General features: G+C 51.6%; 17 protein-coding genes. 14 read left to right on the top strand and 3 right to left on the bottom strand.

The genetic code is table 11. From position 1 onward, the window contains the following. The first annotated feature begins 15 nt into the window (after nt 1–15). The 10 genes from D3A97_RS02880 (at nt 16) to D3A97_RS02835 (ending at nt 16,162) form a co-directional block, all read left to right on the top strand. Nucleotides 16–1,149: a BT3233 family polysaccharide utilization protein gene (locus D3A97_RS02880; protein WP_119076455.1), complete on the top strand. Its 1,134-nt coding sequence runs from the start codon at nt 16–18 to the stop codon at nt 1,147–1,149. Nucleotides 1,150–1,158: 9 nt separating this feature from the next. Next, nucleotides 1,159–1,929, top strand: coding sequence for an SDR family NAD(P)-dependent oxidoreductase (locus D3A97_RS02875; protein ID WP_198673842.1), 771 nt, complete (start codon nt 1,159–1,161; stop codon nt 1,927–1,929). 22 nt (nt 1,930–1,951) lie between these two features. Next, entirely contained in the window at nt 1,952–3,067 is a 1,116-nt protein-coding gene (locus D3A97_RS02870; RefSeq protein ID WP_119076451.1) for a LacI family DNA-binding transcriptional regulator, read from the top strand. A 46-nt stretch (nt 3,068–3,113) separates the two neighbouring features. Next, on the top strand, nt 3,114–4,307 hold the full coding sequence (locus tag D3A97_RS02865) for a glycoside hydrolase family 88 protein (protein ID WP_119076449.1): 1,194 nt from the start codon (nt 3,114–3,116) through the stop codon (nt 4,305–4,307). A gap of 133 nt (nt 4,308–4,440) precedes the next feature. Next, on the top strand, nt 4,441–6,693 hold the full coding sequence (locus tag D3A97_RS02860; protein ID WP_119076447.1) for a monovalent cation:proton antiporter family protein: 2,253 nt from the start codon (nt 4,441–4,443) through the stop codon (nt 6,691–6,693). A gap of 62 nt (nt 6,694–6,755) precedes the next feature. Continuing rightward, entirely contained in the window at nt 6,756–7,001 is a 246-nt protein-coding gene (locus D3A97_RS02855; RefSeq protein WP_119076445.1) for a hypothetical protein, read from the top strand. 179 nt (nt 7,002–7,180) lie between these two features. Continuing rightward, entirely contained in the window at nt 7,181–8,221 is a 1,041-nt protein-coding gene (locus tag D3A97_RS02850; protein WP_232825831.1) for a LacI family DNA-binding transcriptional regulator, read from the top strand. Nucleotides 8,222–9,149: 928 nt separating this feature from the next. Further along, a complete protein-coding gene (locus tag D3A97_RS02845; protein ID WP_119076443.1) occupies nt 9,150–12,083 on the top strand; it encodes a SusC/RagA family TonB-linked outer membrane protein in 2,934 nt (977 codons plus the stop codon). Nucleotides 12,084–12,104: 21 nt separating this feature from the next. Next, the gene (locus D3A97_RS02840; RefSeq protein WP_232825830.1) at nt 12,105–13,742 is read left to right on the top strand and encodes a RagB/SusD family nutrient uptake outer membrane protein; all 1,638 of its coding nucleotides are present in this window, start codon (nt 12,105–12,107) and stop codon (nt 13,740–13,742) included. 125 nt (nt 13,743–13,867) lie between these two features. Next, nucleotides 13,868–16,162 carry a GH92 family glycosyl hydrolase gene (locus D3A97_RS02835; RefSeq protein ID WP_119076439.1) on the top strand — a complete coding sequence of 765 codons (2,295 nt, stop codon included), beginning with the start codon at nt 13,868–13,870 and terminating at the stop codon, nt 16,160–16,162. Nucleotides 16,163–16,253: 91 nt separating this feature from the next. Here the strand turns inward: D3A97_RS02835 and D3A97_RS02830 are convergent, their stop codons facing one another. From D3A97_RS02830 to D3A97_RS02820, 3 genes are all read right to left on the bottom strand, one after another. Continuing rightward, complete coding sequence (locus D3A97_RS02830; protein ID WP_119076437.1) at nt 16,254–18,536, bottom strand: GH92 family glycosyl hydrolase; 2,283 nt, start codon at nt 18,534–18,536, stop codon at nt 16,254–16,256. 126 nt (nt 18,537–18,662) lie between these two features. Next, nucleotides 18,663–19,244 carry an N-acetyltransferase gene (locus D3A97_RS02825; RefSeq protein WP_119076435.1) on the bottom strand — a complete coding sequence of 194 codons (582 nt, stop codon included), beginning with the start codon at nt 19,242–19,244 and terminating at the stop codon, nt 18,663–18,665. Then, nucleotides 19,244–19,606: a DUF7674 family protein gene (locus D3A97_RS02820; protein WP_119076433.1), complete on the bottom strand. Its 363-nt coding sequence runs from the start codon at nt 19,604–19,606 to the stop codon at nt 19,244–19,246. The genes D3A97_RS02825 and D3A97_RS02820 overlap by 1 nt, the downstream gene beginning before the upstream one ends. A gap of 327 nt (nt 19,607–19,933) precedes the next feature. On the opposite strand from D3A97_RS02820, the gene D3A97_RS02815 reads away from it, so the two are divergent. The 4 genes from D3A97_RS02815 (at nt 19,934) to D3A97_RS02795 (ending at nt 25,851) form a co-directional block, all read left to right on the top strand. Beyond that, nucleotides 19,934–21,082, top strand: coding sequence for a FecR family protein (locus D3A97_RS02815; RefSeq protein ID WP_119076431.1), 1,149 nt, complete (start codon nt 19,934–19,936; stop codon nt 21,080–21,082). 30 nt (nt 21,083–21,112) lie between these two features. Next, nucleotides 21,113–21,316, top strand: a complete 204-nt coding sequence (locus D3A97_RS02810; RefSeq protein ID WP_119076429.1) for a hypothetical protein — start codon at nt 21,113–21,115, stop codon at nt 21,314–21,316. A 241-nt stretch (nt 21,317–21,557) separates the two neighbouring features. Next, nucleotides 21,558–22,091: a sigma-70 family RNA polymerase sigma factor gene (locus D3A97_RS02800; RefSeq protein ID WP_119076425.1), complete on the top strand. Its 534-nt coding sequence runs from the start codon at nt 21,558–21,560 to the stop codon at nt 22,089–22,091. Between the two features lie 166 nt (nt 22,092–22,257). After that, the gene (locus D3A97_RS02795) at nt 22,258–25,851 is read left to right on the top strand and encodes a SusC/RagA family TonB-linked outer membrane protein (RefSeq protein WP_119076424.1); all 3,594 of its coding nucleotides are present in this window, start codon (nt 22,258–22,260) and stop codon (nt 25,849–25,851) included. Nucleotides 25,852–25,854: the final 3 nt, after the last annotated feature.

Below are 25,854 nucleotides of genomic sequence, written 5' to 3'. Positions count from 1 at the left end.
GTATAAAAGAAAATCATGAAGAAATTCATCATCAACTGTTTATGCGCGGGCGTACTGTCCGGCTCGGCATTGGCCGCCGCCGCCCAGGCCCCGCTTTCCGTATCGCTTCACAACCCGGCCGGGGTAGCCGGCGGGCTGGTGGAAGTAGACTACGCTATGGTGGCCGCTCAATGGGCGCCGCTGGGCAAAGGCAGCTTTAAGGTGCTGAACACCGCCACAGGCAAGGAAGTACCTTACCAGGTGCTCACGGAAGGTACCGGCCAGCCGGTGAAAATACTGCTGGATGTTCCGCTGAAAGCGGGCGCCAGCACCACTATCAGGTTTGTAGCAGGAAAACCGGCCCCCGTGGCCGCCAAAACCTACGGCCGTTATGTACCGGAGCGGAAGGATGATTTTGCCTGGGAAAATAACCGGGTGGCTTTCCGCATGTACGGGAAGGCACTGGAAGCCACGCCCAAAGAAATGGCCTATGGGGTTGACTTCTGGAATAAACGGACGGAAAACCTGGTGATCAACAAATGGTACAAACGCACCAACTATCATAAGGACGACGGCGACGGACTGGATTATTATCATGTGGGGCTGACACTGGGCGCGGGCGGTATTGCGCCGTACCTGCAAGACAGCATCTGGTTCTCCAGGAACTACACCGGCCACCGCACGCTGGACAGCGGGCCTCTCCGCACCTCCTTTGAGCTAAGCTACGATGCCTGGCAGGTGAGCGGCAAGCCGGTAACCGTTACCAAAACCGTATCGCTGGACGCTCATGCCCAACTGAGCAAGATGCAGGTCCGGTACAGCCAAAGCCTGCCGGTGGCCATCGGTATCATCAAAAGGAAAGATCCGGGTACCATCCTGCTGCAGGAAGCCAATGGCGTAATGGGTTATTGGGAGCCGCAGCACGGGGCAGACGGCACCACCGGCATAGGCTGCATCGTACTGGCGCCCGTAAAGGAAATGAAGGTAGAGAAAGGCCATGTGCTGGCTGTTGCAGCTACGGACGGGAACGGCGCCATCACCTATTACACCGGCGGCGCCTGGGACAAGGCCGGCCTCATCAAAAACGCAGACCAGTGGTTCCGCTACCTGCAGGAGCAGGCGGAAAGGTTGCGGCAGCCGGTTACAGCTAAAATTATCCAGAAAAAATAATTTGACATCATGAGTGTTTTAGATCTGTTCAGCCTGAAAGGGAAAACGGCCCTTGTTACCGGGTGTAAAAGGGGCATTGGAAAGGCCATGGCCGTGGCATTGGCGGAAGCCGGCGCGGATATCATAGGGGTGTCTGCCTCCCTGGAATTGTCAGGCAGCGATGTGGAAAAGGAGGTACTGGCTACCGGCCGCCGGTTCAAAGCCTACCAGTGTGATTTTGGGAAGCGCGAAGCATTGTATAATTTTATCGGAACGGTACAAAAGGATTTTCCGGTAATCGATATCCTCGTGAACAATGCTGGCACCATTATGCGCAAACCGGCTGCGGAGCATCCGGACGAATATTGGGACGAAGTGATTGCCATCAACCAGAGCGCACAGTTCATCCTTACCCGCGAGATCGGGAAACAGATGATAGCGCACGGTAGCGGCAAGGTGATATTCACCGCTTCGTTGCTCACCTTCCAGGGCGGCATCAATGTTCCGGGCTACGCAGCCAGCAAAGGTGCGGTAGGGCAGCTCACCAAAGCATTTGCCAATGAATGGGCGGCCCGCGGCATAAATGTGAACGCCATTGCGCCGGGTTATATTTCCACGGATAACACAGCAGCCCTGCGGGCAGATGAAAAACGCAGCCAAAGCATCCTGGAACGTATACCCGCCTCCCGCTGGGGAGAGCCGGAAGATTTTATGGGACCGGTAGTATTCCTGGCATCTGCCGCGTCCAACTACATGCACGGCACCGTTGTGACGGTAGACGGCGGTTGGATGGGCAGGTAAAATCCCCTAAATAGCTAATCATATGTCGTCCCTTCGTTCTGAAAAAACAATTGTAGACATTGCCGAAGAACTGGAACTTTCGGTGTCTACCGTTTCCCGGGCATTGAATGACCATCCTAACATCAGCGCCAAAACCAAAGAGCGCGTTAAAAAGATGGCGCGTAAAATGGGCTACCGCCCTAACGCTATGGCCGCGGGCCTGCGCAACAACAAGAGCAAGATCATCGGTCTCATTGTTCCGCGCATTTCCATGTTCTTCCCCGCCGCCATCAGCACCATCATCCAGAACAAACTGCAGGAGTACGGGTACAACCTGATCATTTGCCAGAGCAATGACTCCCTGCAGCAGGAAATCGAACTGGCCAATACGCTGTACTCGGCCAGGGTAGACGGGCTGGCGGTATCCGCCACGCTGTATACCACGGATTTCTCCCACTTCGACATATTCAAGCAGCAAAACACGCCTATTGTGTTTTTTGACCGCACACCCAAAGATTACAATGTAAAAGTGATCAAGGGAGATGATTTCCTGGGCGGCTTCAAAGCCACGGAACACCTGGTGGAAAAAGGCTGTAAAGACATTGTGCATATTTCGGGCCCGCTTACCTGCAATCTGTATACAGAGCGGCTGGCCGGTTACAAGGAGGCCCTGCAGAAAAACAAGCTGCCTTATAAAAAGAACCGGGTTTTCTTTCATGAACTGACAAGGGAGAACGCCTGGCAGGCGGCGGAAAGGATATTTTCGCAGAAACCTTATCCCGACGGCATTTTTGCCACCAATGATACCACGGCCATCACCATACTGGAGTACTGCCGCAAGCATGGCATCAGGGTGCCGGAAGATTGCAAGATCGTAGGGTATTCCAATGATCCGCGTACGGAGATCGTAACGCCTTCTATCACCTCTGTAGACCAGTATCCCACCACTATGGGAGAAAGGATAGTGGCCGCGCTGATGGACCTGATACAGGCCCGGCACCCCGCGGCGTACCGCCACTCGCAGGAAATTGTGCCCATTCAGCTGGTAGAAAGGGAATCTACCGGGGGCATGCCCAAAGAAACGCCCGTGGCGCCGGCCGGCATCAAAGTGTCCGCTGCCAACGGGGCGGCCGTTAAAGCCGTTAAAAAGAAAAAATAACAGCCCGTTGCTGCGTAGCCGGGCATAAAAGTAAAATTCACACGGAATGAAAAGCAAGATCGTTTTTTTATTACTGATGGCCTGGGGCGCAGCTGCCCACGCGCAAACCAAATTATCCACCAGGCAGATGAAAGCGTTGGTAAATGAAAGTCTCCGCTTCTCTGCAACACAGTACAAACACATGATGCAGGCCCTGCCTGACTCGGTGTTTCCCCGCGCCACCAATAAAGACGGCAGCCTGATGACGGCCAAATACAACTGGTGGACGGCAGGTTTTTACCCCGGCTCCTGCTGGTACCTGTACGAATACACGAAAGACCCCGCTTTTAAGCAGGAAGCCGAAAAACGCCAGCAATACCTGTTGCCTGACCAGTACCGCACCAACACGCACGACCTGGGCTTTCTCATGTACTGCAGCTTTGGCAATGGCCTGCGCCTCATTGGAACGCCTGCTTACAACGATGTGCTGATGACCAGCTCCCGCTCCCTCATCACCCGCTACAAGCCCACCATAAAAGCCATCCGCTCCTGGGACCACGGCCGCTGGCAGTGCCCGGTGATCATAGATAACATGATGAACCTGGAAATGCTGGCATGGGCCACCCGCCATAGCGGGGATTCTACCTTTATCAAAATAGCCATAGACCACGCCAATACCACTATCAAAAACCACTTCCGGGAAGACTACAGCTCTTACCACGTAGTGGATTATGATACCGCTACCGGCCAGGTGCTGGCTAAAAAGACCCATCAGGGCCACTCGGACGCTTCGGCCTGGAGCCGAGGGCAGGCCTGGGGCTTGTACGGTTATACCATGATGTACCGGGAAACGAAAGACAAAAAATACCTTGATCAGGCGCGCCATATTGCGGACTACATGCTCAACCACCCCCGCATGCCCAAAGACCTGGTGCCGTACTACGACTATGATGCGCCCGAGATCCCGAACGCCATCCGGGACGCTTCCGCCGCGGCTGTAATGAGCTCTGCGTTGCTGGAACTGAGCAGGTATACCAATAAACAGGAACGCAAACGCTACTGGAATGCCGGCGCAGACGCGCTGGCCAGCCTGGCAGGGCCTGCCTACCGCGCAAAGGAAGGGGAAAACAATAACTTCATTCTTATGCACAGCACCGGCTCCATGCCTGGCAAGTCCGAAATAGATGTGCCGCTTTCCTACGCGGACTATTACTTCCTGGAAGCGCTGCTCAGGTATAAAAATTGGGCCGGCAAAAGATAGTTTAATGTTATTTTAATACAGAATTGACAAGGAATGCGCGCTTTTGCCGCATTCCTTGTATTTTATTACCCTTCTCTCCCGTGTTTTTTTATTATTTTGCCAACATCACATATAAAAGAAAACAGACGGGCGGATGATCCATTTACCAAACCTTATTATTGACCTGGCCCTTCTGCTGGGCTCGGCGGCCATAACAACCCTGATCTTCAAAAAATTAAAGCAGCCCCTGGTACTCGGTTATCTGATAGCCGGCTTCCTGGTGGGGCCGTATTTTGACCTCTTCCCAACGGTAAGGGAGGAAGGCAACATCCGTGTGTGGTCCGAAATAGGGGTGATCTTTTTATTGTTCAGCCTGGGCCTTGAGTTCAGCTTCAAAAAACTGATGAAGGTAGGCGGCGCCTCTTCCATTACCGCGTTGGTGGAAGTGGCCTTTATGCTGGGGCTGGGTTATGTCACAGGCCAGTTGCTGGGGTGGTCTATGATGGACAGTATCTTCCTGGGCGGCGTGTTATCTGTATCCTCCACCACCATTATTATACGGGCGTTTGAAGAGCTGGGGGTGAAAGGGCAGAAGTTTGCCGGGCTGGTATTTGGCATCCTGGTGGTAGAAGACCTTATTGCCATTGTGTTGCTGGTATTATTATCCACCCTTGCCGTAAGCCAGCAGTTTGCCGGTACGGAAATGCTGATATCTGTAGTGAAGCTGGTGTTCTTTCTCATACTCTGGTTTGTGGGCGGTATTTTCTTCATCCCCACGCTGCTCAAGAAAACCAAAACCCTCATGAGCGAAGAAACCATGCTGGTAACGGCCATTGCCCTTTGCCTGGGCATGGTGGTGCTGGCTACCCAGGTAGGGTTTTCCCCGGCGCTGGGCGCCTTTATCATGGGCTCTATTCTGGCTGAGACCACACAGGCGGAGAAAATAGAACACCTGGTCAAGTCTGTGAAAGACCTCTTTGGCGCTATCTTTTTTGTATCCGTAGGCATGCTGATAGATCCGGCCATGCTGCAGAAATACCTGGGGCCGGTAATATTGCTTACCCTCATTACCCTGGTAGGTAAAACGGTGAGCACCACGCTGGGCGCAGTTATTTCCGGCCAGCCGTTGAAAACTTCCGTGCAGGCAGGTATGAGCCTGGCGCAGATCGGGGAGTTCTCTTTCATTATTGCCACGCTGGGCCTTACCCTGAAAGTAACCAGTGATTTCCTGTATCCCATTGCGGTGGCCGTGTCTGCCGTTACCACCTTTACCACGCCGTACCTCATCAAGGTGGCCGAGCCTTTCTACGGTTGGCTGGACAAACGGATACCCGTTGGCTGGAAGGCCGCGCTGGCCCGTTACAGCACCGGCGCGCAAACCATCTCACAGGCCAGTGACTGGCAGGTGGTGCTGAAGGGATATGTCATCAACATGGTGGTATGTACCGTTATTATATTGGCCATTGGCCTGCTTTCTTCGCTGTATGTGTTGCCGGAAATGGTAGAACTGGCCGGCCTGAAATGGGGCAGGGCCATCACGGCCATCGGCACCTTCCTTGTAATGATGCCGTTCCTGTGGGCGCTGGCCGTAAGGCGGGTGGAAACCACAGCGTTCTCCAACCTCTATGCGCAAAACAAATACAAAGGCCCGTTGTGGCTGCTTCGTATAGCCAGGATCGTGTTGGCCGTGTTCCTCATAGGCCTGATGCTGGACCGGTTCTACTCGTTTACCATTGCCTTTTCCGTAACGGTTTTGTTCCTGGTGGTGCTGGTTATTTTTTCCCGGCGTATACAGGTATTTTATGACAGGCTGGAAGCCCGGTTCTTTACCAACTTCAATGCCCGCGAAGCTGCTCAGGCGGCCGCAGAAAAGGAACGGACCCCTGTGCTGGCCCCCTGGGATGCGCACCTGGCTTCGTTTAACGTACGGGCAGACTGGGAAGGGGTGGGTAAAACGCTGGAGGAGCTTGGGCTGCGGGAGAAATATGGTGTTAATATAGCCGTGATAGAAAGAGGGGAGCGCTTGCTGCCCATCCCTCCAAAATCGGAGCGGCTGTATCCCGGAGACCGGCTGCAGGTAATTGGTACAGACGAACAGATAGGTTTGTTCAGGGAATATATAGACCAGGATCTGCCGGAGATCAAGCCGGTTAAAACGGAAATAGAGCTGCGCCGCTATGAAGTGCAGCCAGGTTCACAGGTGTTCGGGAAAACCATCCGCCAGTCAGGCATCCGCGAGCAGGCCCGTGGCCTCGTTGTGGGCATTGAGCGGGGTACAGACCGTATATTGAATCCCGTGTCAGACATGATGCTGGAAAGCGGGGATGTAGTATGGGTAGTAGGCAACCCCAGGCGTACGGCCGCGCTGTTCAGGGTGAAAGGAGAATCCCAGAAGCCGGTGGCATAGTTTTTCAGCTGTAGAGGAGGCGGCAGGATCTTTGTACCTTTGTAGGGTAAAACAGGAAAGGTATGAAAGTGATCTATCGCAAACTTGGACGCGAAAAGGCGTACGGTATGTCTGATTACGGTTGTAATACCATAGTGATAGACAGCCGGTTGCAAGGCCGTAAGCATCTTGAAGTAAGCCTGCATGAAGCATTGCACATCTATTTCCCTGAAAAAAGCGAAACATTTGTTATGAACACGGCGCGCAAACTGGCCAATGTGTTATGGAAGATGAGTTACCGCCGTGTGGACAACTCGCTCGGGATCTAGCGTATATATGCCCGTTGAGGCTTGCCGGCCATGCCGGTACAGCTTTCGTATGAGCCTTTGTATATGAAAATCAGCCCTTAATCCCGATTTTTCATTGTAAATTCCGCAACTGTATTTACCAATTGATCAACCTCGCGCCGAATACCGGCCATTAAAATTAAAAGCAGTACAGCACTATCATGAAAGATAAGAAAGGCCAGGGCATGAAGCGTTTATCTCTCAAAGATGTAGCGCAGATGGCAGGCGTAGCCCCATCTACCGTATCTTTTGTATTGAACGGAAAAGCGCGTCAGATGCGCATTAGCGACGAGCTCGCGGAAAAAGTACAGGCCGTGGTGAAAAAAACCGGGTACCAGCCGCATTCCGTGGCCGTGAACCTGCGTACGGGCCAGTCCAAAACCCTGGGCCTTATGGTGGAAAGCATTTCCGGCAGCTTCTTTGCGGCGCTGGCAAGGGTGATAGAATCAGAGGCAGACCGTTACGGGTACAACATTGTATACTGCAGTACGGAAAATAACGCGCAGAAAGGCACGGAGCTGATCCGTATGCTGAACCGCCAGCAGGTAGACGGGTTCCTGATCACGCCTGCGGCAGGCATGGAAAAGGATATTGAGCAGCTGCTGGCACATAAACGCCCGGTAGTATTGATGGACAGCTATTTCCCCGAAGTGGCCGTTCCGTATGTATTGATAGACAACTATGGCGGGGTGCGGCAAGGCATGAAACATTTGCTGGGGAAAGGGTACAGTAAGATCGGCTTTATTACGGTAGATATGGAGCTGGTGCAGATACAACAACGTTTCCAGGGATACAGGGACGCGCTGAAAGAAGAAAATATCCCCTTCAGGAACAAACAGGTGCTGAAAATTTCTTACAACAGTCCGCGTGATGAGGCTGTAAAGGCTATACAGGATTTTATCACAGCCAACAAGGGAGTGGAGGCCCTGTTCTTTTCTACCAACTACCTGGGCATACTGGGGCTGGAAAGCATTGCCGGCCTTGGGTTGCGGATGCCTGATGATGTTGCGGTGATCTGTTTCGATGACCACGATATTTTCCGCCTGTACCCGCCCGGCATTACCGTGGTGCAACAACCTGTGGAAGAAATTGCAAAAACCGCTATCAGTTTACTGATGCATCAACTGGACAAAGGAGCGCGCGTAACCCGGAAAAGCCAGGTGCAGATACCGGGAAAATTTATTAAACGGGGATCTGCCTGAGAACAAATGCTGCGTTAGCCCTGGGTTTATTAGACAACCTGCATTACTTTTCTTACGTGAAGTATGTGCTACATCAATTTTCCCCGATGTTCCTGTACGCCCGCTCTTCTGAAACCCTTCACTGCATTGTGTTTTCAGTGAACTAAAGGCACCGTTCAAATAATTTTTGCGAAAAACATTTTGAATGCCACAAATTAATTCTACATTTATGGTGCGTATTGCTTCTCTTGGTGACGCCAGCACAGGTCCTTCCGGATCTTTTTTTAGAAGATGATGCTAAATCGATTTTGCATTTAGCGCGAAGAAAGAGAGCAGTTGCGTATAGAAATTCCAGGTTATTATAGCCTAACTATATACTGTAAAACTCAGCAAAATCCGGACCGCGCAAGTGCCCATGAAAAGATAAAAGATTGTGAAGACCGCTGCCAGTAAGAGGCTCAGGATGTCAACAGCGAACAAGGAGTAATAAACAGTGAAACTAGAATTTTGAAAAAAAAGGTAGTGCTTTCCGCCAACGCACTACCATTATATGCGCTAACTAAACTTAGATATCAGGAAAATCCATTGGGAACGTTATGACGATTCCTCAACTAGCAATCATTTAATTATCAACAAAAAATTTACGCAACAATGAAAGGATAGCAACCGGCATTCATATTGCCGAAAATTCCAGCTTATAGTCCTTTAGCTAAATCGATTTTGCAAGCATGGCGTAATCATGCATGCGGGGAATTGTTTGGCCTCCCCCAAGGGCTCCTTCCGGGAGGCCCCGGAGATCCTTTGCCTGTACCCTGCATGTTACGGCTGCTTCCATGCCCGCTTCACGGCGCCCTTTCGGCGCCGAACGGGGACCTTATGGCTAAAACGGCTTGTAGAAAATTTCACGAAAACTGTTTCCAGATTATTAACCAAATCAATTTCAATTGCAATGAAAAAGACATCTACGTTTTTCATGCGCGTGAGTTGGCTGGGTGCTTTACTGCTCCTTACAGCCTCCCTGGCCTATTCCCAATCCCGCACCATCCGGGGCACTGTGAAGGACGCGAAAGACCAGTCGCCCCTACCCGGTGTAACCGTCAGGGTAGTAGGTACCAGCACCGGCACGCAAACCGGGGGCGATGGCACTTACAGCCTCAACATCACCACAGGCGCCCAACTGGAGTTTTCTTACATCGGGTACGAAACGCTGACCATAGCCATTGGCAGCGGCAACACGGTGAACGCATCCCTCGCGCTCTCTTCCAGAACGCTGGAAGATGTAGTGGTAGTTGGTTATGGTACGCTGAAGAAAAAAGAAGTGACCTCCGCGGTTACATCTATCAAGGCGGAAAACTTTAACCCGGGCGTGGCCCGCTCTCCCATGGACCTGGTACAGGGTAAGGTACCTGGTCTCAGTATTACCCGCGTAAGCGGCAACAACCCGAACGCGGGCGCTTCCGTGCAGATGCGTGGCATCACCACCCTTAGCGGCAGCATTGGCCCGCTGATCGTGATAGACGGGGTACCGGGCGGTAACCTCGACCTCCTGCAGCAGGAAGATATAGCGTCTATTGACGTGCTGAGAGACGGCTCTGCCGCCGCCATTTATGGCACCCGCGCCAACGGCGGCGTTATACTGGTAACTACTAAAAAAGGCCGCTCCGGGGAGCCCCAGTTTAATTTCTCCAGCTACCTGCAGCGCGATGCTATTGCCAAAAAACCGCGCTTCCTCAATGCGGAAGAGTTCAAGGCCAATGCCCCGGCAGGCAACGACCTGGGCGGCAGCACAGACATTTATGACCTGTTGATCAATAAAAAGAACCTTTCCCAATATTATACCCTGTCTGCCACCGGTGGTACAGATAAGTCCAATTACCGGGTAGCGGGTTATTACAACGAAGGGGAAGGCATTGCCAAACGCAATAGCCGCAAGCAGTACGGCGGGCGCCTGAACGTGAACCAAACCGGTCTCCAAGGCAAAATGACCCTGCAGGCCAACCTGGCGGCCAACTTCAATAAAGCTGACCTGCTGGGCGGCTCCAACGGAGATTTTGAGCAGGCTGTACAACGTAATCCCACCGCGCCGGTTAAAAAGCCGGACGGTACTTACCTTGAAACCACGGGCTTTAACAATTTCAACCCGGTGGCCCGTCAGGAGCAGGAGCTGTCTGAACGGGACCAGCAAACCATTCAGGGAGACGGCAAGGTAACGGTAGAAGTATACAAAGGCCTCCGCGTATCTGCTTTTGGCGCTGTGGTACGCAATACCTGGAACGACCGCCAGTACAGGCTGCGCGCGTCCCGCTCCTCCCAGCAGGATTACCAGGGCGGTGGCTACGCCTACAAAGGCAACCGGGTAGAGCTGGATAAAACCTTCGAATCCGTGATCGACTACAACAATAATTTTGGCGAGCACGGCATCACAGCGCTGGCAGGCTACAGCTACCAGTACAGCACTATTGAGACCTACAGCGCCAACAACGCGGGCTTCCTCACAGATGCTTTTCAGGACTGGAACCTGGGCAACGGCCTCTACCGTACCCTGGGCCGCGCCGGCATGGCCAGCAACAAGGTAGACAATACGCTGGTGGCATTCTTTGGCCGCGTGAACTACACGTTCCGGCAGCGATATTTTGCACAGGCCATCCTCCGTCACGAAGGCTCCTCCAGGTTCGGCGCCAATCACAAATGGGCCGATTTTCCTGCTTTCTCCGCCGGCTGGACCATCAGCGAAGAAGATTTCCTGAAAGGCCACCGCGTTATCAACCAGTTGAAACTGCGCGCAGGTTACGGTGTTACAGGCAACCAGGGTTTTGCCAACTACCAGTCTCTCATCCTCCTGAGCACTGGCGGGGCATACCTGCAAAACGGCTCCTGGTTTGAAACATACGGTCCCTCCCGTAATCCCAACCCTGACCTTCGCTGGGAAAAGAAAAAAGAATGGAACATAGGGGTGGATTTCAGTCTCTGGGGCAACCGCCTGGCCGGTTCGTTCGATGTGTACCAGCGTAAAACGGAAGACCTCCTGGCCAACTACGATACGCAGCTGCCGCCGTTTGTTACCAGCCAGATCTTTACCAACGTGGGCACCATTTCCAACAAGGGTTTCGAGATCGTGCTGAATGCTGTGCCGGTGCAAACCAAAAACTTCAGCTACAACATTGACGTTACTTTCAACCGTCAGCAAAACGAAATGACCAGCATCACCAATGACCAGTACCGCCTGGAGAAGCTGGAGTTTGGCGGCCTGCCGTCTCCCGGTGCATTGGGTAACGCCATCAGGGTAGTGGAAGGCGGCGCCCTGGGCAATTTCTTCGGGAAACGTTTTGCCGGTTTTGACGATAACGGGAAGTGGCTGTTCTACAAAAAAGACGGCTCCAAAGTACCGGCCGGCCAGATCACGCAAGATGACCTGACCGTGATAGGCAACGGCGTGCCCAAAATGATGTTTTCCTGGAACAATGTGTTCCGCTACAAGAACTGGGACCTGAGCCTGTTTTTCCGGGGCAAGCTGGGATATGATATCCTCAACCTGCAGGAGCTGTACTTCGGCAACAAGGCCTGGTTCCCGAATAACGTACTGCAAAGCGCCATCACCAAGCATAAGGCCCTGAATGATGTACCGCAGTACTCTGACTATTACCTGGAAAAAGGCGGTTTCATGAAGCTGGACAACATTGCGCTGGGCTACAATTTCAAGCTGAAATCCAGCTACGTGCGCAGCCTGCGTATTTATGCCGCCGGCCGCAACGTGCTGACCTTTACCAAATACAGCGGGCTTGACCCGGAACTGGAAGACAATGGCCTCACCACTGGTATAGATGGCCGGGGTTTTTATCCCAGAACCCAGTCCTACACGATTGGTCTTAATCTCGGATTCTAACAATTCCTAAAAATGAAGAACATGCAAAAGAAATATATCGTAGCAGGCCTCGCTTCCCTGATGTTGGGCATGAGTGCCTGTACCAACCTGGAAGAAACAGTGTACAGTGAAATACCGGCGCAGAACTTTTACAAGAACCGGACGGAAGTGATGGCGGCGGTGCTCCGCCCCTTCACCCACGCCAATGCCTGGGCCGCCCCCACGGGGCAGGTAGGCTTCTGGCGGGTGAGCGAACTGTCTGCAGACCAGCTGGCCTGGCCGCAGAAAGGCCGCCACGGCTTTGATGGCGGAGACTGGATACGCCTGCACAACCACGCCTGGATAGCTAACGACAACAACGCCTGGAACCCCTGGCGGCTGATGTTCTGGGGTATGGGCTTCTGCAACAATACCATCAAGGACCTTTCCGCCATTGATTTCAAGACCATCGGCATGACGGATGAGGACAAGGCGGCCATTATTGCCGAAACCAAGGTGCTGCGCGCCTGGCACTACCTGAAGCTGATGGACCTGTATGGGAATATTCCCATTGTAACGGAAGTAGGCGTACCTGTTAGTCCCGTTAACGCCCCTCGGGCGGAGGTATGGGCTTTTATTGAGAAGGAACTGAAGGAGAACGTAGACCTGTTGCCCCCGCTGTCTCCCGCGCTGGTGGGCCGTGTTACCCGGGCAGCCGGCTACGCCATGCTGGCGGAGCTATACCTGAACGCTGAAAAATGGGCCGATACCCCCAAATGGGACGAGTGTATAGCCGCCTGTAACAAAATACTGGACGGCTCCTGCGGTTCCTTGTCTGGCGCGGCTCCCAGGCTGGAAACAGACCTGCTCAAGCCTTTTGATAACCTGAACCACACCTCTCCCGAAAACCTTTTCCAGATCACTTATGACTACACGGTGGGCAACTTCCGCTTTGGCTGGAACGGGGACCTGTGGCATTATGAGCAAAAAAAGCTGTATAATGCGAACTTTAACGGGAATAACGGCATTGTGGTGATACCCACGGCCTTTGACGCATTTTCAGACAAAGACCTGCGGAAAAAGACCTGGATGTTGATAGACACGGCCAAAATAGACGTGGCTTTCCGCACCAACTTTAACGACAGTATCGTAAAAGGCACGGAAGAATATGCCGGCCGGCCGCTGGTATTTGTCAAGGAAATACGCCGTAACTCGGAAGGAGAGGCAGGAGAAGGCGGTATGACGAGGGGCGAGGAAAACAGCGGCGCGCGCTTTAACAAGTACCGTCCCGGCCCGCAAACCTCTAATGTGTACTGGAATAACGACTTTGTGCTGTACCGCCTGGCCGAGATCTATTTCAATAAGGCAGAAGCCCTCACGCGCAAGAACGGCGGTACCGCCACCCAGGAAGCGGTAGACCTGGTGAATGAGGTCCGTAAAAGAGCGTTCTCTGCAACAGATTGGCCCACAGAGGCTTATACAGTTGCAAAATTAACTTTGGACGAATTCTTGGCAGAACGGGGCCGCGAGTTTATTTTTGAGGGGAAAAGAAGAACAGATATGATCAGGTTCGGTAAGTTCACTACCGCTTCCTGGTGGGACCACCCGGCGTCAGGACAAGATAAATGGGAGCTTTTCCCGATACCTTACAATCAGATGATCCTGAATAAAAACCTGAAACAGAATCCGGGGTACGAATAACTGTTATTAACAAGTGCTTATCATACAAACAATAAAGAGTAGCATCTAACGGCTGGCCCAATCCTGGGCCGGCCCCTTCTTTTTTGAAAAATCGATTTTGCAATCAAACATCACGTCTAGGCAATATGAAAAAAATTGGATGGATTTTTTTGCTGGCTATCTATGCTGCGCCGGCCGCACAGGCCCAAACGGTAACCCGCGTTACAGACCCGGTAGAATGGGTGAACCCGCTGATGGGAACAGACTCCAAAGGAAGTTTGTCTAACGGCAACACATACCCGGCTATTGCCCTGCCCTGGGGCATGAACTTCTGGATGCCGCAGACCAATACTATTGGCAACGGCTGGGCTTATCAGTACAGCGCAGACAAGCTCCGCGGCTTCAAGCAAACGCATCAGCCCTCCCCCTGGATCAATGACTACGGGCAGTTTGCCATTATGCCGGTTACCGGCTCGCTGAAGTTCACACAGGATGACCGCGCCAGCTGGTACTCCCACAAAGCGGAAACCGCCAAACCATATTATTACAGCGTGTACCTGGCGGATGCGGACGTAACCACCGAGATCACGCCCACGGAGAGGGCTGCCCAGTTCCGCTTCACCTTTCCGCAAACAGACAGTGCTTTTGTGGTGGTAGACGCCTTTGACCGCGGGTCATACATCAAGATCATTCCCAAAGAGAACAAGATAATCGGCTACACTACCCGCAACAGCGGCGGTGTGCCGGAAAATTTCAAGAACTATTTTGTGCTGGAGTTCAGCAAACCTTTCAACGTGGCACATGCCTGGAACGGTAACCGCCTGGCCGGAGATACGCTGGAACTGCAGGCCGGTCACGTAGGCGCTGTGGTAGGCTTTAAAACCGGCAAAGGTGAAAAAGTACACGTGAAGGTGGCCTCTTCTTTCATCAGCTTTGAACAGGCCGTTCTCAACCTGCAAAGGGAAATAGGGAAAGACAGTTTTGAGGCTACGCAGCAAAAAGCGAAGGCAGCCTGGAATAAAGAGCTGGGCCGTATACTGGTGGAAGGCGGCACAGCAGACCAGGTACGCACTTTTTACTCCTGCCTGTACCGCGTGCTGCTGTTTCCCCGCAAGTTTTATGAGTACGATGCGCAAAACCGCATTGTACATTACAGTCCCTACAACGGGCAGGTACTGCCCGGCTATATGTTTACAGACAACGGTTTCTGGGACACCTTCCGTGCCGTATTCCCCTTCTTCACCCTTATGTACCCTGAGCTGAACAGCCATATTATGGAAGGTTTGGCCAATACCTATAAAGAGAGTGGATGGTTGCCGGAATGGGCCAGCCCCGGCCACCGGGATTGCATGATCGGTTCCAACTCCGCATCTATTATTGCAGATGCCTACCTGAAAGGCATCCGCGGTTTTGACATTAATACCCTCTACGAGGCCATCCTGAAAAATTCAGAGAATGAAGGCCCGCTTTCTTCCGTTGGCCGTAAAGGCGTAAAGTATTATAATGAGCTGGGGTACGTACCGTACGATGTGAACGTGAATGAAAACGCCGCCCGCACACTGGAATATGCGTATGACGATTTCACTATTTACAAACTGGCCACAGCCCTGGGCCGGCCCCAGGCGGAAATAGACCGCTTTGCCAAACGCAGCCAGAACTACCGCCATATTTTTGACCCGGAAACAAAACTGATGCGCGGCAAGAACAAAGACGGCCGCTTCCAGGCGCCCTTCAATCCTTTCAAATGGGGAGACGCCTTTACTGAAGGCAATAGCTGGCACTACACCTGGTCTGTGTTCCACGATGTGCAGGGCCTGGCAGACCTGATGGGCGGCCGTGCAATGTTTGCCCGCATGCTTGACTCCGTGTTCGTAATGCCGCCGGTGTACGATGAAAGCTACTACCGCAGCGTTATTCACGAGATCCGTGAAATGCAGATCAGTAACATGGGCCAGTACGCTCATGGCAACCAGCCCATCCAGCATATGGTCTACCTGTACAATTACGCCGGCCAGCCATGGAAAGCCCAGTACTGGCTGCGGCAGGTGATGGACAAATTGTACCATGCCGGGCCTGACGGGTATTGCGGAGATGAGGATAACGGGCAAACCTCCGCCTGGTACGTGTTTACGGCCATGGGTTTTTATCCCGTTTGTCCGGGTACAGACCAGTACGTACTCGGCGCGCCCCTGTTCCCTAAAATGACCGTTACCCTGGAAAGCGGGAAACGTTTTGTAGTGGAAGCACCAGGCAACAGCGCCACCAACCTTTACACCCAAAGCGTACTGCTGAACGGCAAGCCGCACACCCAAAACTGGATCAGTCACCAGGCCATTCAGCAGGGTGGCGTAATGCGGGTCAACATGGGAGCGAAGCCTGAAAAAACAAGAGGCACCCAACCGGATGCCTTCCCGTATTCTTATTCAAACGCAAAAAAATAATCAAGATCCTGGAATAGTAGCAATGTTGCTATTTCATTGTTCACTGTATACATATATTACATCCCGATTCTTCGGGATGTTTTTTTTGTGCCTACCTGGTGGGCTTGCGGCTCATGTAAAATACGAGCTTGCCGCCGCCCATCACGTCGCTATGGCTGATAAAGCGCTGCTGCAGCGGCTTGCCGTTCAGTTCCACTTTCCTGACATATACGTTTTGCGGGCTTTGATCAACGGCTTCCACCGTAAAAGTTTTGCCGTTTTCCAGTTGCAGGCTGGCAGAGCGGATGGCCGGGCTGCCCAATGCATATGCTGTTGAGCCGGGGCATACGGGGTAAAAGCCAAGCGTGCTGAACAGGTACCAGGCGCTCATCTGTCCGCAGTCGTCATTCCCACCCAAACCATCGGAGGCGGGTTTATACATCTTTTCCAGTATCATACGCACCCTTTCCTGCGTTTTCCAGGGAGCGCCCGTCCAGTTGTAGAGGTAGGCGGCGTGGTGGGCCGGTTCGTTACCGTGTACGTAATTGCCAATAATGCCATCGCGGGTAATGTCTTCCGTTTCAGCAAAAAAAGCATCCGGCAGGTGCATGGTAAAGAGCGAATCCAGGTGCTGCGTGAACTGTTTTTTGCCGCCCATCATCTCGATCATTTCAGCCGGGTACTGTGGTACATAAAGGCTGTAGTTCCAGGCATTGCCTTCAATAAAACCCTGGCCATGGGTGCTGAGCACGTCAAACTCCTTGCGGAAACTGCCGTTGCTCAGTTTGGGCCGCATAAAGCCGGTGGAGGCATCGTACACGTGGCGGTAGTTTTGAGAGCGCTTAATGAACTCGTTGTACAGGTCTGTTCTGCCCAGTTTTTTTGCTACCTGTGCAATGCACCAGTCGTCATACGCATATTCCAGCGTTTTGGACACGGAGGAGCTGTTTTTGTCTTCCGGCACGTAGCCCAGTTCCATGTAATATTCCAGGCCGTCATATTTTTTGTAGCGGGCTGTGTTGGCGCAGGCTTCCAGGGCCTGCATGGCATCGTAGCCCCTGATGTTCCCTTTCACAATGGCATCAGCAATCACAGAAACGCTGTGGTAGCCTATCATGCACCAGTTTTCGTTAGCATGGTGGCTCCAAACCGGCAGCATTTTGTGTACGCTCTGGTTGTAGTGTTCCAGCATGGAGCGTACCATGTCCGCATTGCGCCTGGGCTGGAGGATGTTGAACAGCGGGTGAAGCGCGCGGTAGGTATCCCACAGGGAGAACGTGGTGTAATTGGTGAAGCCTTCGGCCTGGTGATTCAGCTGGTCAAGCCCGCGGTAGGCGCCATCTACGTCCATGTAAGTGGTAGGGCTGAGGTAGGTATGGTACAGCGCCGTGTAAAAATTGATGAGATCGTTTTCCGAGAGCGCCTTCACCGTTACTTTGGATAGTTCCCGGTTCCAGTCTTCCCTGCTTTTTCTTTTCGCCGCTTCAAAGTCCCAGCCCGGCGCTTCTGCCGCCAGGTTGCGAAGGGCGCCGGCGGTGCTTACGGGAGAAAGGGCAAATTTTATCTGCAGCTGTTCACCTGCTTTGGTGTCAAAATCGAACCAGGCCGTAATGCGGCGGCCGGCCATTTCAGGGAAGTTGGAGGTTTGGTCAAATTTTCGGTAGAAGCCTTTGTACACGCTGCTGTCAAGGTTCTGATGTCCGTATTGTTTAATGGGTTTTGAAAATACCATGGCAAAGTACAAGGTGCGGGTGCGCGCCCAGCCGCTGGTCTGGCGGTAGCCGGTGATGAGGGTGTCGTTTTCCACCCTGACAAAGGTCCATACGTTCTTTTTATCGTAGTTATAGATCCCGGAAACCAGGTCAAGGATGATATGGGCCTGGTCAGCCTGTGGGAACGTATACCGGTGAAGCCCTACGCGGTTGGTAGCGGTCAGTTCCGCAAGAATGTTATGATCATCCAGCCTCACCTTGTAATACCCTGCTTCTGCCGTTTCATGCTCGTGTGAGAAGCGGGAGCGGTAGCCGCTTTCGGGTTTGTCTGCCGTGCCGGGGTTGAGCTGGAGCGGCCCGGTGGTGGGCATAATGAGAAAATCCCCCAGGTCTGAGTGGCCGGTGCCGCTGAAATGCGTATGGCTGAAGCCAACAATCGTTTTGTCTGTATACTGGTAGCCGGCGCAGTACTTGTACACGTCAGGGTTGTACTTCCCGTTCATTTCGTAGGGGATGGTGTCTGTATCAGGACTGAGCTGCACCATGCCGAAGGGCACGGTGGCGCCGGGGTAGGTATGGCCCATTTTCTGCGTGCCGATGATGGGCTTTACATATTGTGCCGGATCTTGCGCGGGAAGCGCATACGGCAGTAACAGCAGGGGCAGGAAAAGTGATGTTCTCATTGCTTTTGGTAATTGATTTTGCAAGCTAAAGATAAAGGGTTTTCAGGTTCGGAGGTAGTGATCACCGCTAGCAAAATCGATTGAGCAAAGGAATTCATTCCTGCAGCAAGGCGGGGCGTATGGCATTTACCCCGGCGGACTGAACAACAGTGCCGTGCAAAGGCAATTGCGGTGTTGTTTGGAGCAAAGGATGTGGTGGTTTACGCAGCTGCGGCAGCCTTCCCAGAAAAGCGGGTCTGCCGGCAGCGCGGCGAAAGTAACCGGTAAAAAACCCAGGCGGGCATTGAGCTTCATAACAGCGGCGCTGGTAGTGATGCTGAAGAGCCGGGCAGCCGGGTAGAGCAGGCGTGAGAGCTGGAATATTTTTACCTTGATAAGCGCCGCAATCCCTTTTTCGCGGAAGGCCGGCGCTACAATGAGGCCGCTGTTAGACACAAATGTTTCGCGCTCCCAGGTTTGCAGGTAAGAAAAACCTGCCCAGATGCCGTTTTTGCAAAGGGCAATGACGGCCTTGCCCTGAAGTATCTTTTCCCGGATGAGGGAAGGCGGGCGTTTGGAAATACCTGTGCCACGGGCCAGGGCAGAAGATTCCATTTCGGCGGAGATGGTATCTGCGTAAATTATGTCGCCGGCATGTGCCACGCGGATAATAATGTCTCCCATTACTTCCGGAACAACGCCCTCAGCTGTTTTAGGTCCACTTTCCATTATCCGTGATTGGCGTTCAGGTGCAATTGTATGAACTGGTTATAGAAACTGGCAGGTATCAGCGAGTACAGTTTGATCTGGCTGATATTGTCCGGCAGTTTTTCGCGGGAGAGGCCAGGCAAAATGATATCGGCCACTGCTTTCCGTACCAGCGGATTGCCCCGGTCATACAACCTGCCGGCAAGCCGGAGGCCTTTTTCAAGCAGGTTGTAGTTTTTGTTGCGAAGCTGCTGCAACAGGAAATTTCGCAAGCACTGCATGGTCTCGTATATGTGAAATATGGACGGGAACTGGTGCAGCGCCTTGCCGAGCTGCGGAATAGCATCTTCTATCAGGGCGGGCACTTCAAATTGATTGATCATCGGAGTATCTTTATGAGCACCTGGATAATGATGGCCAGCGCTACCGCGGTGGTCAGCGCATAATACATAAAGTGTTTTTCAGGCGCCGGTTTCATGAAATATTTGTTTTGCCGGAGGTATGCCAAAAGCCGTTCCACACTGGTAAAAAGGAGGCGGATGGAATAGAATGCAATACAGTAAGGGATTTGAGAAGGAAGGCAGCATAGCGGCAGCAGCAGGCACCCTTCCGTTTCTGCATGGTAGGCTGCAGAAATGGAAAAATCCTTAACTTCCCATACACCCTACCGGGTTTGAAAATCCATCTTAAATATAGACCCCCGATAAATTATGGAAGCAGATCTCGAATACATCAGGCAATTGTACCTGCAGAAGTTAACGGGTACGCTCTCCGAAGAAGAGGAGAAGGAGCTGGAGGCTGCCATGGAAGAGCCCCGTGTCCGTAAGATGTGCAGGGAACTGGACGAGCTTTACCGCTCGCCTGACATGCTGGAACTGTTAAAAGTGCGCCCTACCAGCAAGCGGTGGAACGAGCTGGCGGAGAAGGTGATGGAAAACACCGGCGAGCCCATGCGGTACCTGCGTATATTCAGGTGGCTGGCGGCAGCATGTGTGCTGGCGCTCATCGGCTTTGCGGGCTATGTGTTCCTGGCGCCCTCCCGCCCGTCTGAGGGGCAAATGGCCGGAAACGGGAAAGATGGGCCTAAAATGTACGATATACGGCTCCGGTTGTCTAACGGAGAAGGCATGGCACTGAAACCAGACCATTCCATGCTGCTGGGAGATGTGCAGCTTCAGACCGAGGGCAATACCCTGCGTTTTCACCAGCGGAAAGACGGGGTGGAGCAGTGGAGCGCCCTGGAGGTGCCGGTTAAGAAAGACTACAAGGTCATATTGGCGGACGGTACAGAGGTATGGCTGAATGCCGCTTCTACCCTGAGGTTCCCCTTTTCGTTCAAGGGGAACGTGCGGGAAGTGGAAATACAGGGAGAGGCTTACTTCAATGTAGCCCGGAACGCGGAGAAGCCGTTCATTGTGCATACGCCTGACGGAGACATCCGGGTACTCGGGACCGCGTTCAACGTAAACACCTACCGGTCAGGCAAAGTTACAGCATCCCTGGTGCGGGGCAGCATACAGGCTGTTTCGGGCGCTACTGCGGTAGTATTGCAGCCGGGGCAGGCGGCAGCCTGGAGCAAAGGGGAGCAGGATATTGATGTGGCACACTTTGAACAGGGAGAAGTGCTGGCCTGGATGCAGGGCGTGTATTATTTTAAGGGCGCAGGCCTCACCGAGCTGTCCGCAACCATTCACCGCCTGTACGACATGAAGGTGCAGATCGATAACCCCTTATTAACAAATTTCCGGTTTGCGGGTAAGCTGGACAAAAACAGGCCTATTGAAGATTTTCTGGAGGTATTGAACATCACCAAAGGTGTGAAACACCGGATAGAAGGCAATACCCTGCATTTATTCTAAAATTGGTTGAACCACTAATAATAATGCATTATGAACAACGTTAATCTCACAAACCGCCTGCAGTATATTTTCCTGGCAGACAACCTGACATGGGAGGAATTTGCATACCGGGCCGGTGAAAACGGCAACAAATTGCGGGATGAGTTGCTGGAATTGCTGGATGGGGCCAGTGAGCTGTTGACCCATATTGGTTACCATATCGAAATTGTCAAGAATACCGAGAGGATCCGTTAAAAATTCGTATATTCATGGCAGGTTTTGCCTCGTCAGAGGGTCTTGTTCCTTTTGCCAACGGGCGAGGCTGTTAACCGAAGATTAACAACTTCGGTTTTTCCCGACTGTCCTTTTTTCACTATCTTGAGTGAAAAGTTCCTGGCCAATAGCAGGGTTTTTCCAAGGTACGCATCCGAAAAACGGACGTGCTGGATGAACTTTATCCATTTAATGTTCACCATATTATTACATTACAATAGCCATGAGTGAAGAATGCATATCACCGAACAACCCGCGGCATTCGCCTGAAGTGTTCAAGCACCTGTTTTACAAATACAGGGAATCGCTGATACTGGAGGCGGTGTCTATTTTGCACGATGTAATGGAAGCCGAGGATGTGGTGCAGGAAACTTTTATTGTGCTTTGGGAGAAAAACCATCTGGCCAATGTGATGCCAGCCAATTACCGCAGCTATTTGTTTTCCGCCGTACGGAACAATTGTTTGAGCCAGCAGCGCAAGCTGCAAACGGCAGAGCGGAAGAAAGCATTTTTCCTGGAATCCGCTCCCATGTTTGATTTGACAAACCAGGGCGATGCCTGGGAGGTACGCCACCGTATCAATAGCGCCGTACAGGAGTTACCCGAACAAAGACGCTGGGCTTTTATAAAGGCCCACCTGGACCGGAAATCCTACCGCGAAGTAAGCCAGGAAATGGGATTGAAAATGGAAACAGTGCGCAGTCATGTGAAAATAGCCCTACGAAACCTCCGGATGATGCTGGCCAATCTGAAGTAGATGATCCGGGTACTTATGGAGCTTTAGACATGAGGCTAAATCCTATCAGGCATAGGATTTATTCATTTTAACAAGTCAGTTCCCCCTATGTAAACTGTTTAAGACAACCGAAATTTATCATGCCCGGCAACGAGAAGAGATTTTCTATCCCGAAAAATATACCCGGATGGGTTACATTGCTGACTTAAAGATGATACGGCACCGCTCTCTCCCAAGGCTTTACAGGCTCCTGGCACTGATCGTATTGTTCTCCGTCAGCATACAAATTTACAGCCATGCCCAGCAACCCCAGGAAGAGCGTACGCTTACACTTTCCGGTACCCGTACAATAGAAGAAATTTTCAGCGCCATACAGACGCAAATGGGCCTGACCGTTACGTATGAATATTCCGTGATCAACCGGCTGCAGAAACTGCGTGTCAATTTCAAAAAAGCTACCCTGACGCAAGTAATGGAACGGGTGCTGCGGGGCCAGAAGGTTGGCTGGGCGCAGGTGAGAGGGCAAGTGCTTTTGTTCGAGAATAAAGCGCCTGTTGCGGTCAAAAAGGAAGAAGAACCGGCACAGATAACTGTCTCCGGCGTTATCACAAACCCCGAAGGCCAACCTATTCCCGGGGCCACGGTGATGATAAAAGGGACTTTAAAAGGCACCCAGACAAATGCACAAGGCCGCTTCCGTATTGAAGGCTCACCCCGGGAGGGAATGCTTGAAATTTCATCTATGGGTTACCTGGCCCGGCAGTTCAGGCTGGAAGGGGAGCAAGACCTCAAATTTGTGCTGACGCCTGCCGTTACGCAGATTGAACCTGTCACCGTGGTGTCTACCGGTTACCAGGACCTGCCCAAGGAACGGTCTACCGGTTCATTTGTGTTCATAGACAGCGCCCTGCTGCACCGGCGCGTGGGCGTGAATATCCTGGACAGGCTAGAAGGAGTGACGAGCGGATTATTAAATTATAAGACCCTCAACATGAACACCATCTCAAAAATGCCTACGGGTGTACCGTTGGGGATTTCGCTGAGAGGGTTGAGCACTTTATCTCCAAACCGGGTCAATACCAATCCGCTGGTGATATTGGATAATTTTCCTTACGAGGGGGATATTGGCAATATTAACCCGAATGACATCGAATCTGTAACAGTTTTGAAGGATGCGGCATCCGCCGGTATCTGGGGCGCCAGGAGCGGTAACGGGGTGATCGTGTTAACTACAAAAAGAGGAAAGTACCGGCAGAAAATGACCGTTGACTTTAACACCAACCTTACCATTGTCAGCAAACCCAACCTGTACAAAGACCGGAACTACATGAGTGCCGGGGACTACATAGATGTAGAAACCACCTTGTTCAATAAAGGGTATTTTGACGGGGACATCAACAACAGCACTACACGGCCGCCGGTTTCTCCGGCAGTAGAAATACTGGCTAAACTAAGATCTGGAACTATTACGGACGAGGAAGCGCAGGGCCAGCTTGATTTGCTGAAATCCCATGATTTGAGGAAGGATATGCTGAAGTATGTATATCAGCGCGGGGTGCGCCAGCAATACCAGGTGAATGTGAGAGGAGGGATCGACAAGCTGGCATATTTTTTATCTCTTGGATATGATCATGGAACAGATAATTTAGTGAGGAATGGCAGCAGCAGGGTAACGGCAACGTCCGCAATAAAATACCGTCCGGTTAAAAAACTTGAGATAGAGGGGTATGTGAATTACGGCCACAATACAATTTTACAGCATAACGAACTAGGGTACGGAAATATACTGGTTGGAGGGTCAAAATATAGATTATTGTATCCTTATGCCAGCCTGGCGGATGGCAATGGGAACCCGCTCCCAACAGTCAGGGATTACAGGGCAAACTATGTAGATAGCGTACACGGGTTGGGGTTTCTTGACTGGAGATACCGGCCGTTAGATGAGATCAGGAATGCAAGGAGGTACATGAATTTAAGTGATTTGGTATTAAGAGGCAGTTTGAAGTACCGGATAGCACCCTTTTTAGATGTAGATATACAGTTCCAGAATGAGACCCAGGCCATATTTTCAAAGAACTACAGGAGTGAGGAAACATATTTTTCACGTAACCTGATCAACAGGTTTTCGGTATACGATGTTTCGAATAGCCAGTTTACCTATAACTTCCCCAGGGGCGGTATTCTTGAACGTGAAAATTATGACTGGAGGAGTTATAGCATCAGGGCAAGTTTGAACTACAGGCAACAAATAGGCAGTCACCTGTTGACGGGTATTATAGGCAGTGAACTGAGGGAACTTTCTGCCACTGGAACAGAATTTAGTACGGCAGGCCATGCCGGCGAGCATGGAGCAGCCGCGTCAGGTCTGGATCTAACTACCCTATTTCCCGTAAACCCTGCAGGCCAGTCAACGCTTAATTCTGCATTGTCCATGACAGGAACTGTTTTGGGGCTACTAAACCGGTTTATATCATACTATACTGTTGCCGGTTATTCTTATAAAAAGAGATACGATATAAGCGCCAGCGCCCGGAGGGATGGAGCGAATATATTTGGAGCCCGTACCAATCAAAAATTAGTGCCGCTCTGGTCGGTAGGTGGAGGGTGGAGCATAAGCAAAGAGCCTTTTTATAACTTGGGCTGGTTGCCGAATTTAAGATTACGGATGTCTTACGGATTTAATGGGAATGTATATAATGGAGCCGCATACCTGACGGGTACTCGAATAACCGACCCTTTAACAGGGCTGCCTTCAATTGTTAATCTTACTCCTGCCAATGAAGAACTGCGCTGGGAGAGGGTGAAAATAATCAATACAGGATTGGATTTTTCATTGTGGAACTCCCGGATTTCGGGAACGGTTGAATATTACCACAAAGAAGGTCTTGACCTGGTTGAGCAGGTTTCCAACATGCTACAGACTGGATTGGGGGCTGTAAATAGAAACTCTGGCAGTATCTTAACGAAGGGATTTGATGTGAATCTCAATTCCAGGATTTTGGATAAAAAACTTGCCTGGGATGCGGCATTTATGGTGAGTCATCTTAAAGACCGAATCACAAATTACTCCAGGAAGCCGACCGCAGCATCCGTTGTATTCCCCGATCCATTGAATCTTTTGTATGTTGTGGGAAAGCCTTTGCGTGGCGTACTCAGCTATAAATGGGCCGGCCTGGACCCGAAAAACGGGGACCCTCAAGGATATTTGGGTGGCGTGATCAGTAAGGATTACCTAGGTATAAGGCAAAATTTTAATCCGGATAGCCTTGTTTACCACGGGTCAGCAACTCCTACTTTTTTTGGCGCGATAAGAAATGATTTTACTTTCAAAGGGGTGCAATTATCATTTAATATTACCTATAAGCTAGGCTACTATTTCCGCCGGCCCAGCCTTAATTTGAACTATCAGAGTATACTAAATGAAAGTATGAATATTGACTATTCGAGGCGCTGGCAACGTCCTGGGGATGAAGCACATACTGATGTTCCAGCTCTTTCCTATCCATCTAGCTCAGACAGGAATTTGTTTTACCGGTTCTCAGAAGTAATGGTTGAAAAGGGAGACCACATCAGGCTTCAAGACATTAGGTTGGGATATAATATTCCGGTGAGAAACAATACTTTTATTAAGAACATGGAGGCCTATTGTTACTTAAATAACGTTGGTATTATTTGGAGAGCCAACAAGTTTGATCTTGATCCGGAGGTGTATTCTACACAGTTCGCTAATAATGTTCCCAACCCATTTTCAATCTCAATAGGATTCCAGGCAAATTTTTAATAG

The sequence above is a fragment of the Chitinophaga alhagiae genome, assembly GCF_003568665.1.
Lineage (GTDB): Bacteria > Bacteroidota > Bacteroidia > Chitinophagales > Chitinophagaceae > Chitinophaga > Chitinophaga alhagiae.
The sequence above is the reverse complement of the archived record's forward strand: the minus strand, read 5'-3'. Positions and strand labels throughout refer to the sequence as shown.

Coding starts and splice junctions, on each gene's coding strand:
- D3A97_RS02880 (WP_119076455.1), top strand. CDS start 16: ATGAAGAAATTCATCATCAACTGTTTATGCGCGGGCGTACTGTCCGGC.
- D3A97_RS02875 (WP_198673842.1), top strand. CDS start 1,159: ATGAGTGTTTTAGATCTGTTCAGCCTGAAAGGGAAAACGGCCCTTGTT.
- D3A97_RS02870 (WP_119076451.1), top strand. CDS start 1,952: ATGTCGTCCCTTCGTTCTGAAAAAACAATTGTAGACATTGCCGAAGAA.
- D3A97_RS02865 (WP_119076449.1), top strand. CDS start 3,114: ATGAAAAGCAAGATCGTTTTTTTATTACTGATGGCCTGGGGCGCAGCT.
- D3A97_RS02860 (WP_119076447.1), top strand. CDS start 4,441: ATGATCCATTTACCAAACCTTATTATTGACCTGGCCCTTCTGCTGGGC.
- D3A97_RS02855 (WP_119076445.1), top strand. CDS start 6,756: ATGAAAGTGATCTATCGCAAACTTGGACGCGAAAAGGCGTACGGTATG.
- D3A97_RS02850 (WP_232825831.1), top strand. CDS start 7,181: ATGAAAGATAAGAAAGGCCAGGGCATGAAGCGTTTATCTCTCAAAGAT.
- D3A97_RS02845 (WP_119076443.1), top strand. CDS start 9,150: ATGAAAAAGACATCTACGTTTTTCATGCGCGTGAGTTGGCTGGGTGCT.
- D3A97_RS02840 (WP_232825830.1), top strand. CDS start 12,105: ATGCAAAAGAAATATATCGTAGCAGGCCTCGCTTCCCTGATGTTGGGC.
- D3A97_RS02835 (WP_119076439.1), top strand. CDS start 13,868: ATGAAAAAAATTGGATGGATTTTTTTGCTGGCTATCTATGCTGCGCCG.
- D3A97_RS02830 (WP_119076437.1), bottom strand. CDS start 18,536: ATGAGAACATCACTTTTCCTGCCCCTGCTGTTACTGCCGTATGCGCTT.
- D3A97_RS02825 (WP_119076435.1), bottom strand. CDS start 19,244: ATGGAAAGTGGACCTAAAACAGCTGAGGGCGTTGTTCCGGAAGTAATG.
- D3A97_RS02820 (WP_119076433.1), bottom strand. CDS start 19,606: ATGATCAATCAATTTGAAGTGCCCGCCCTGATAGAAGATGCTATTCCG.
- D3A97_RS02815 (WP_119076431.1), top strand. CDS start 19,934: ATGGAAGCAGATCTCGAATACATCAGGCAATTGTACCTGCAGAAGTTA.
- D3A97_RS02810 (WP_119076429.1), top strand. CDS start 21,113: ATGAACAACGTTAATCTCACAAACCGCCTGCAGTATATTTTCCTGGCA.
- D3A97_RS02800 (WP_119076425.1), top strand. CDS start 21,558: ATGAGTGAAGAATGCATATCACCGAACAACCCGCGGCATTCGCCTGAA.
- D3A97_RS02795 (WP_119076424.1), top strand. CDS start 22,258: ATGGGTTACATTGCTGACTTAAAGATGATACGGCACCGCTCTCTCCCA.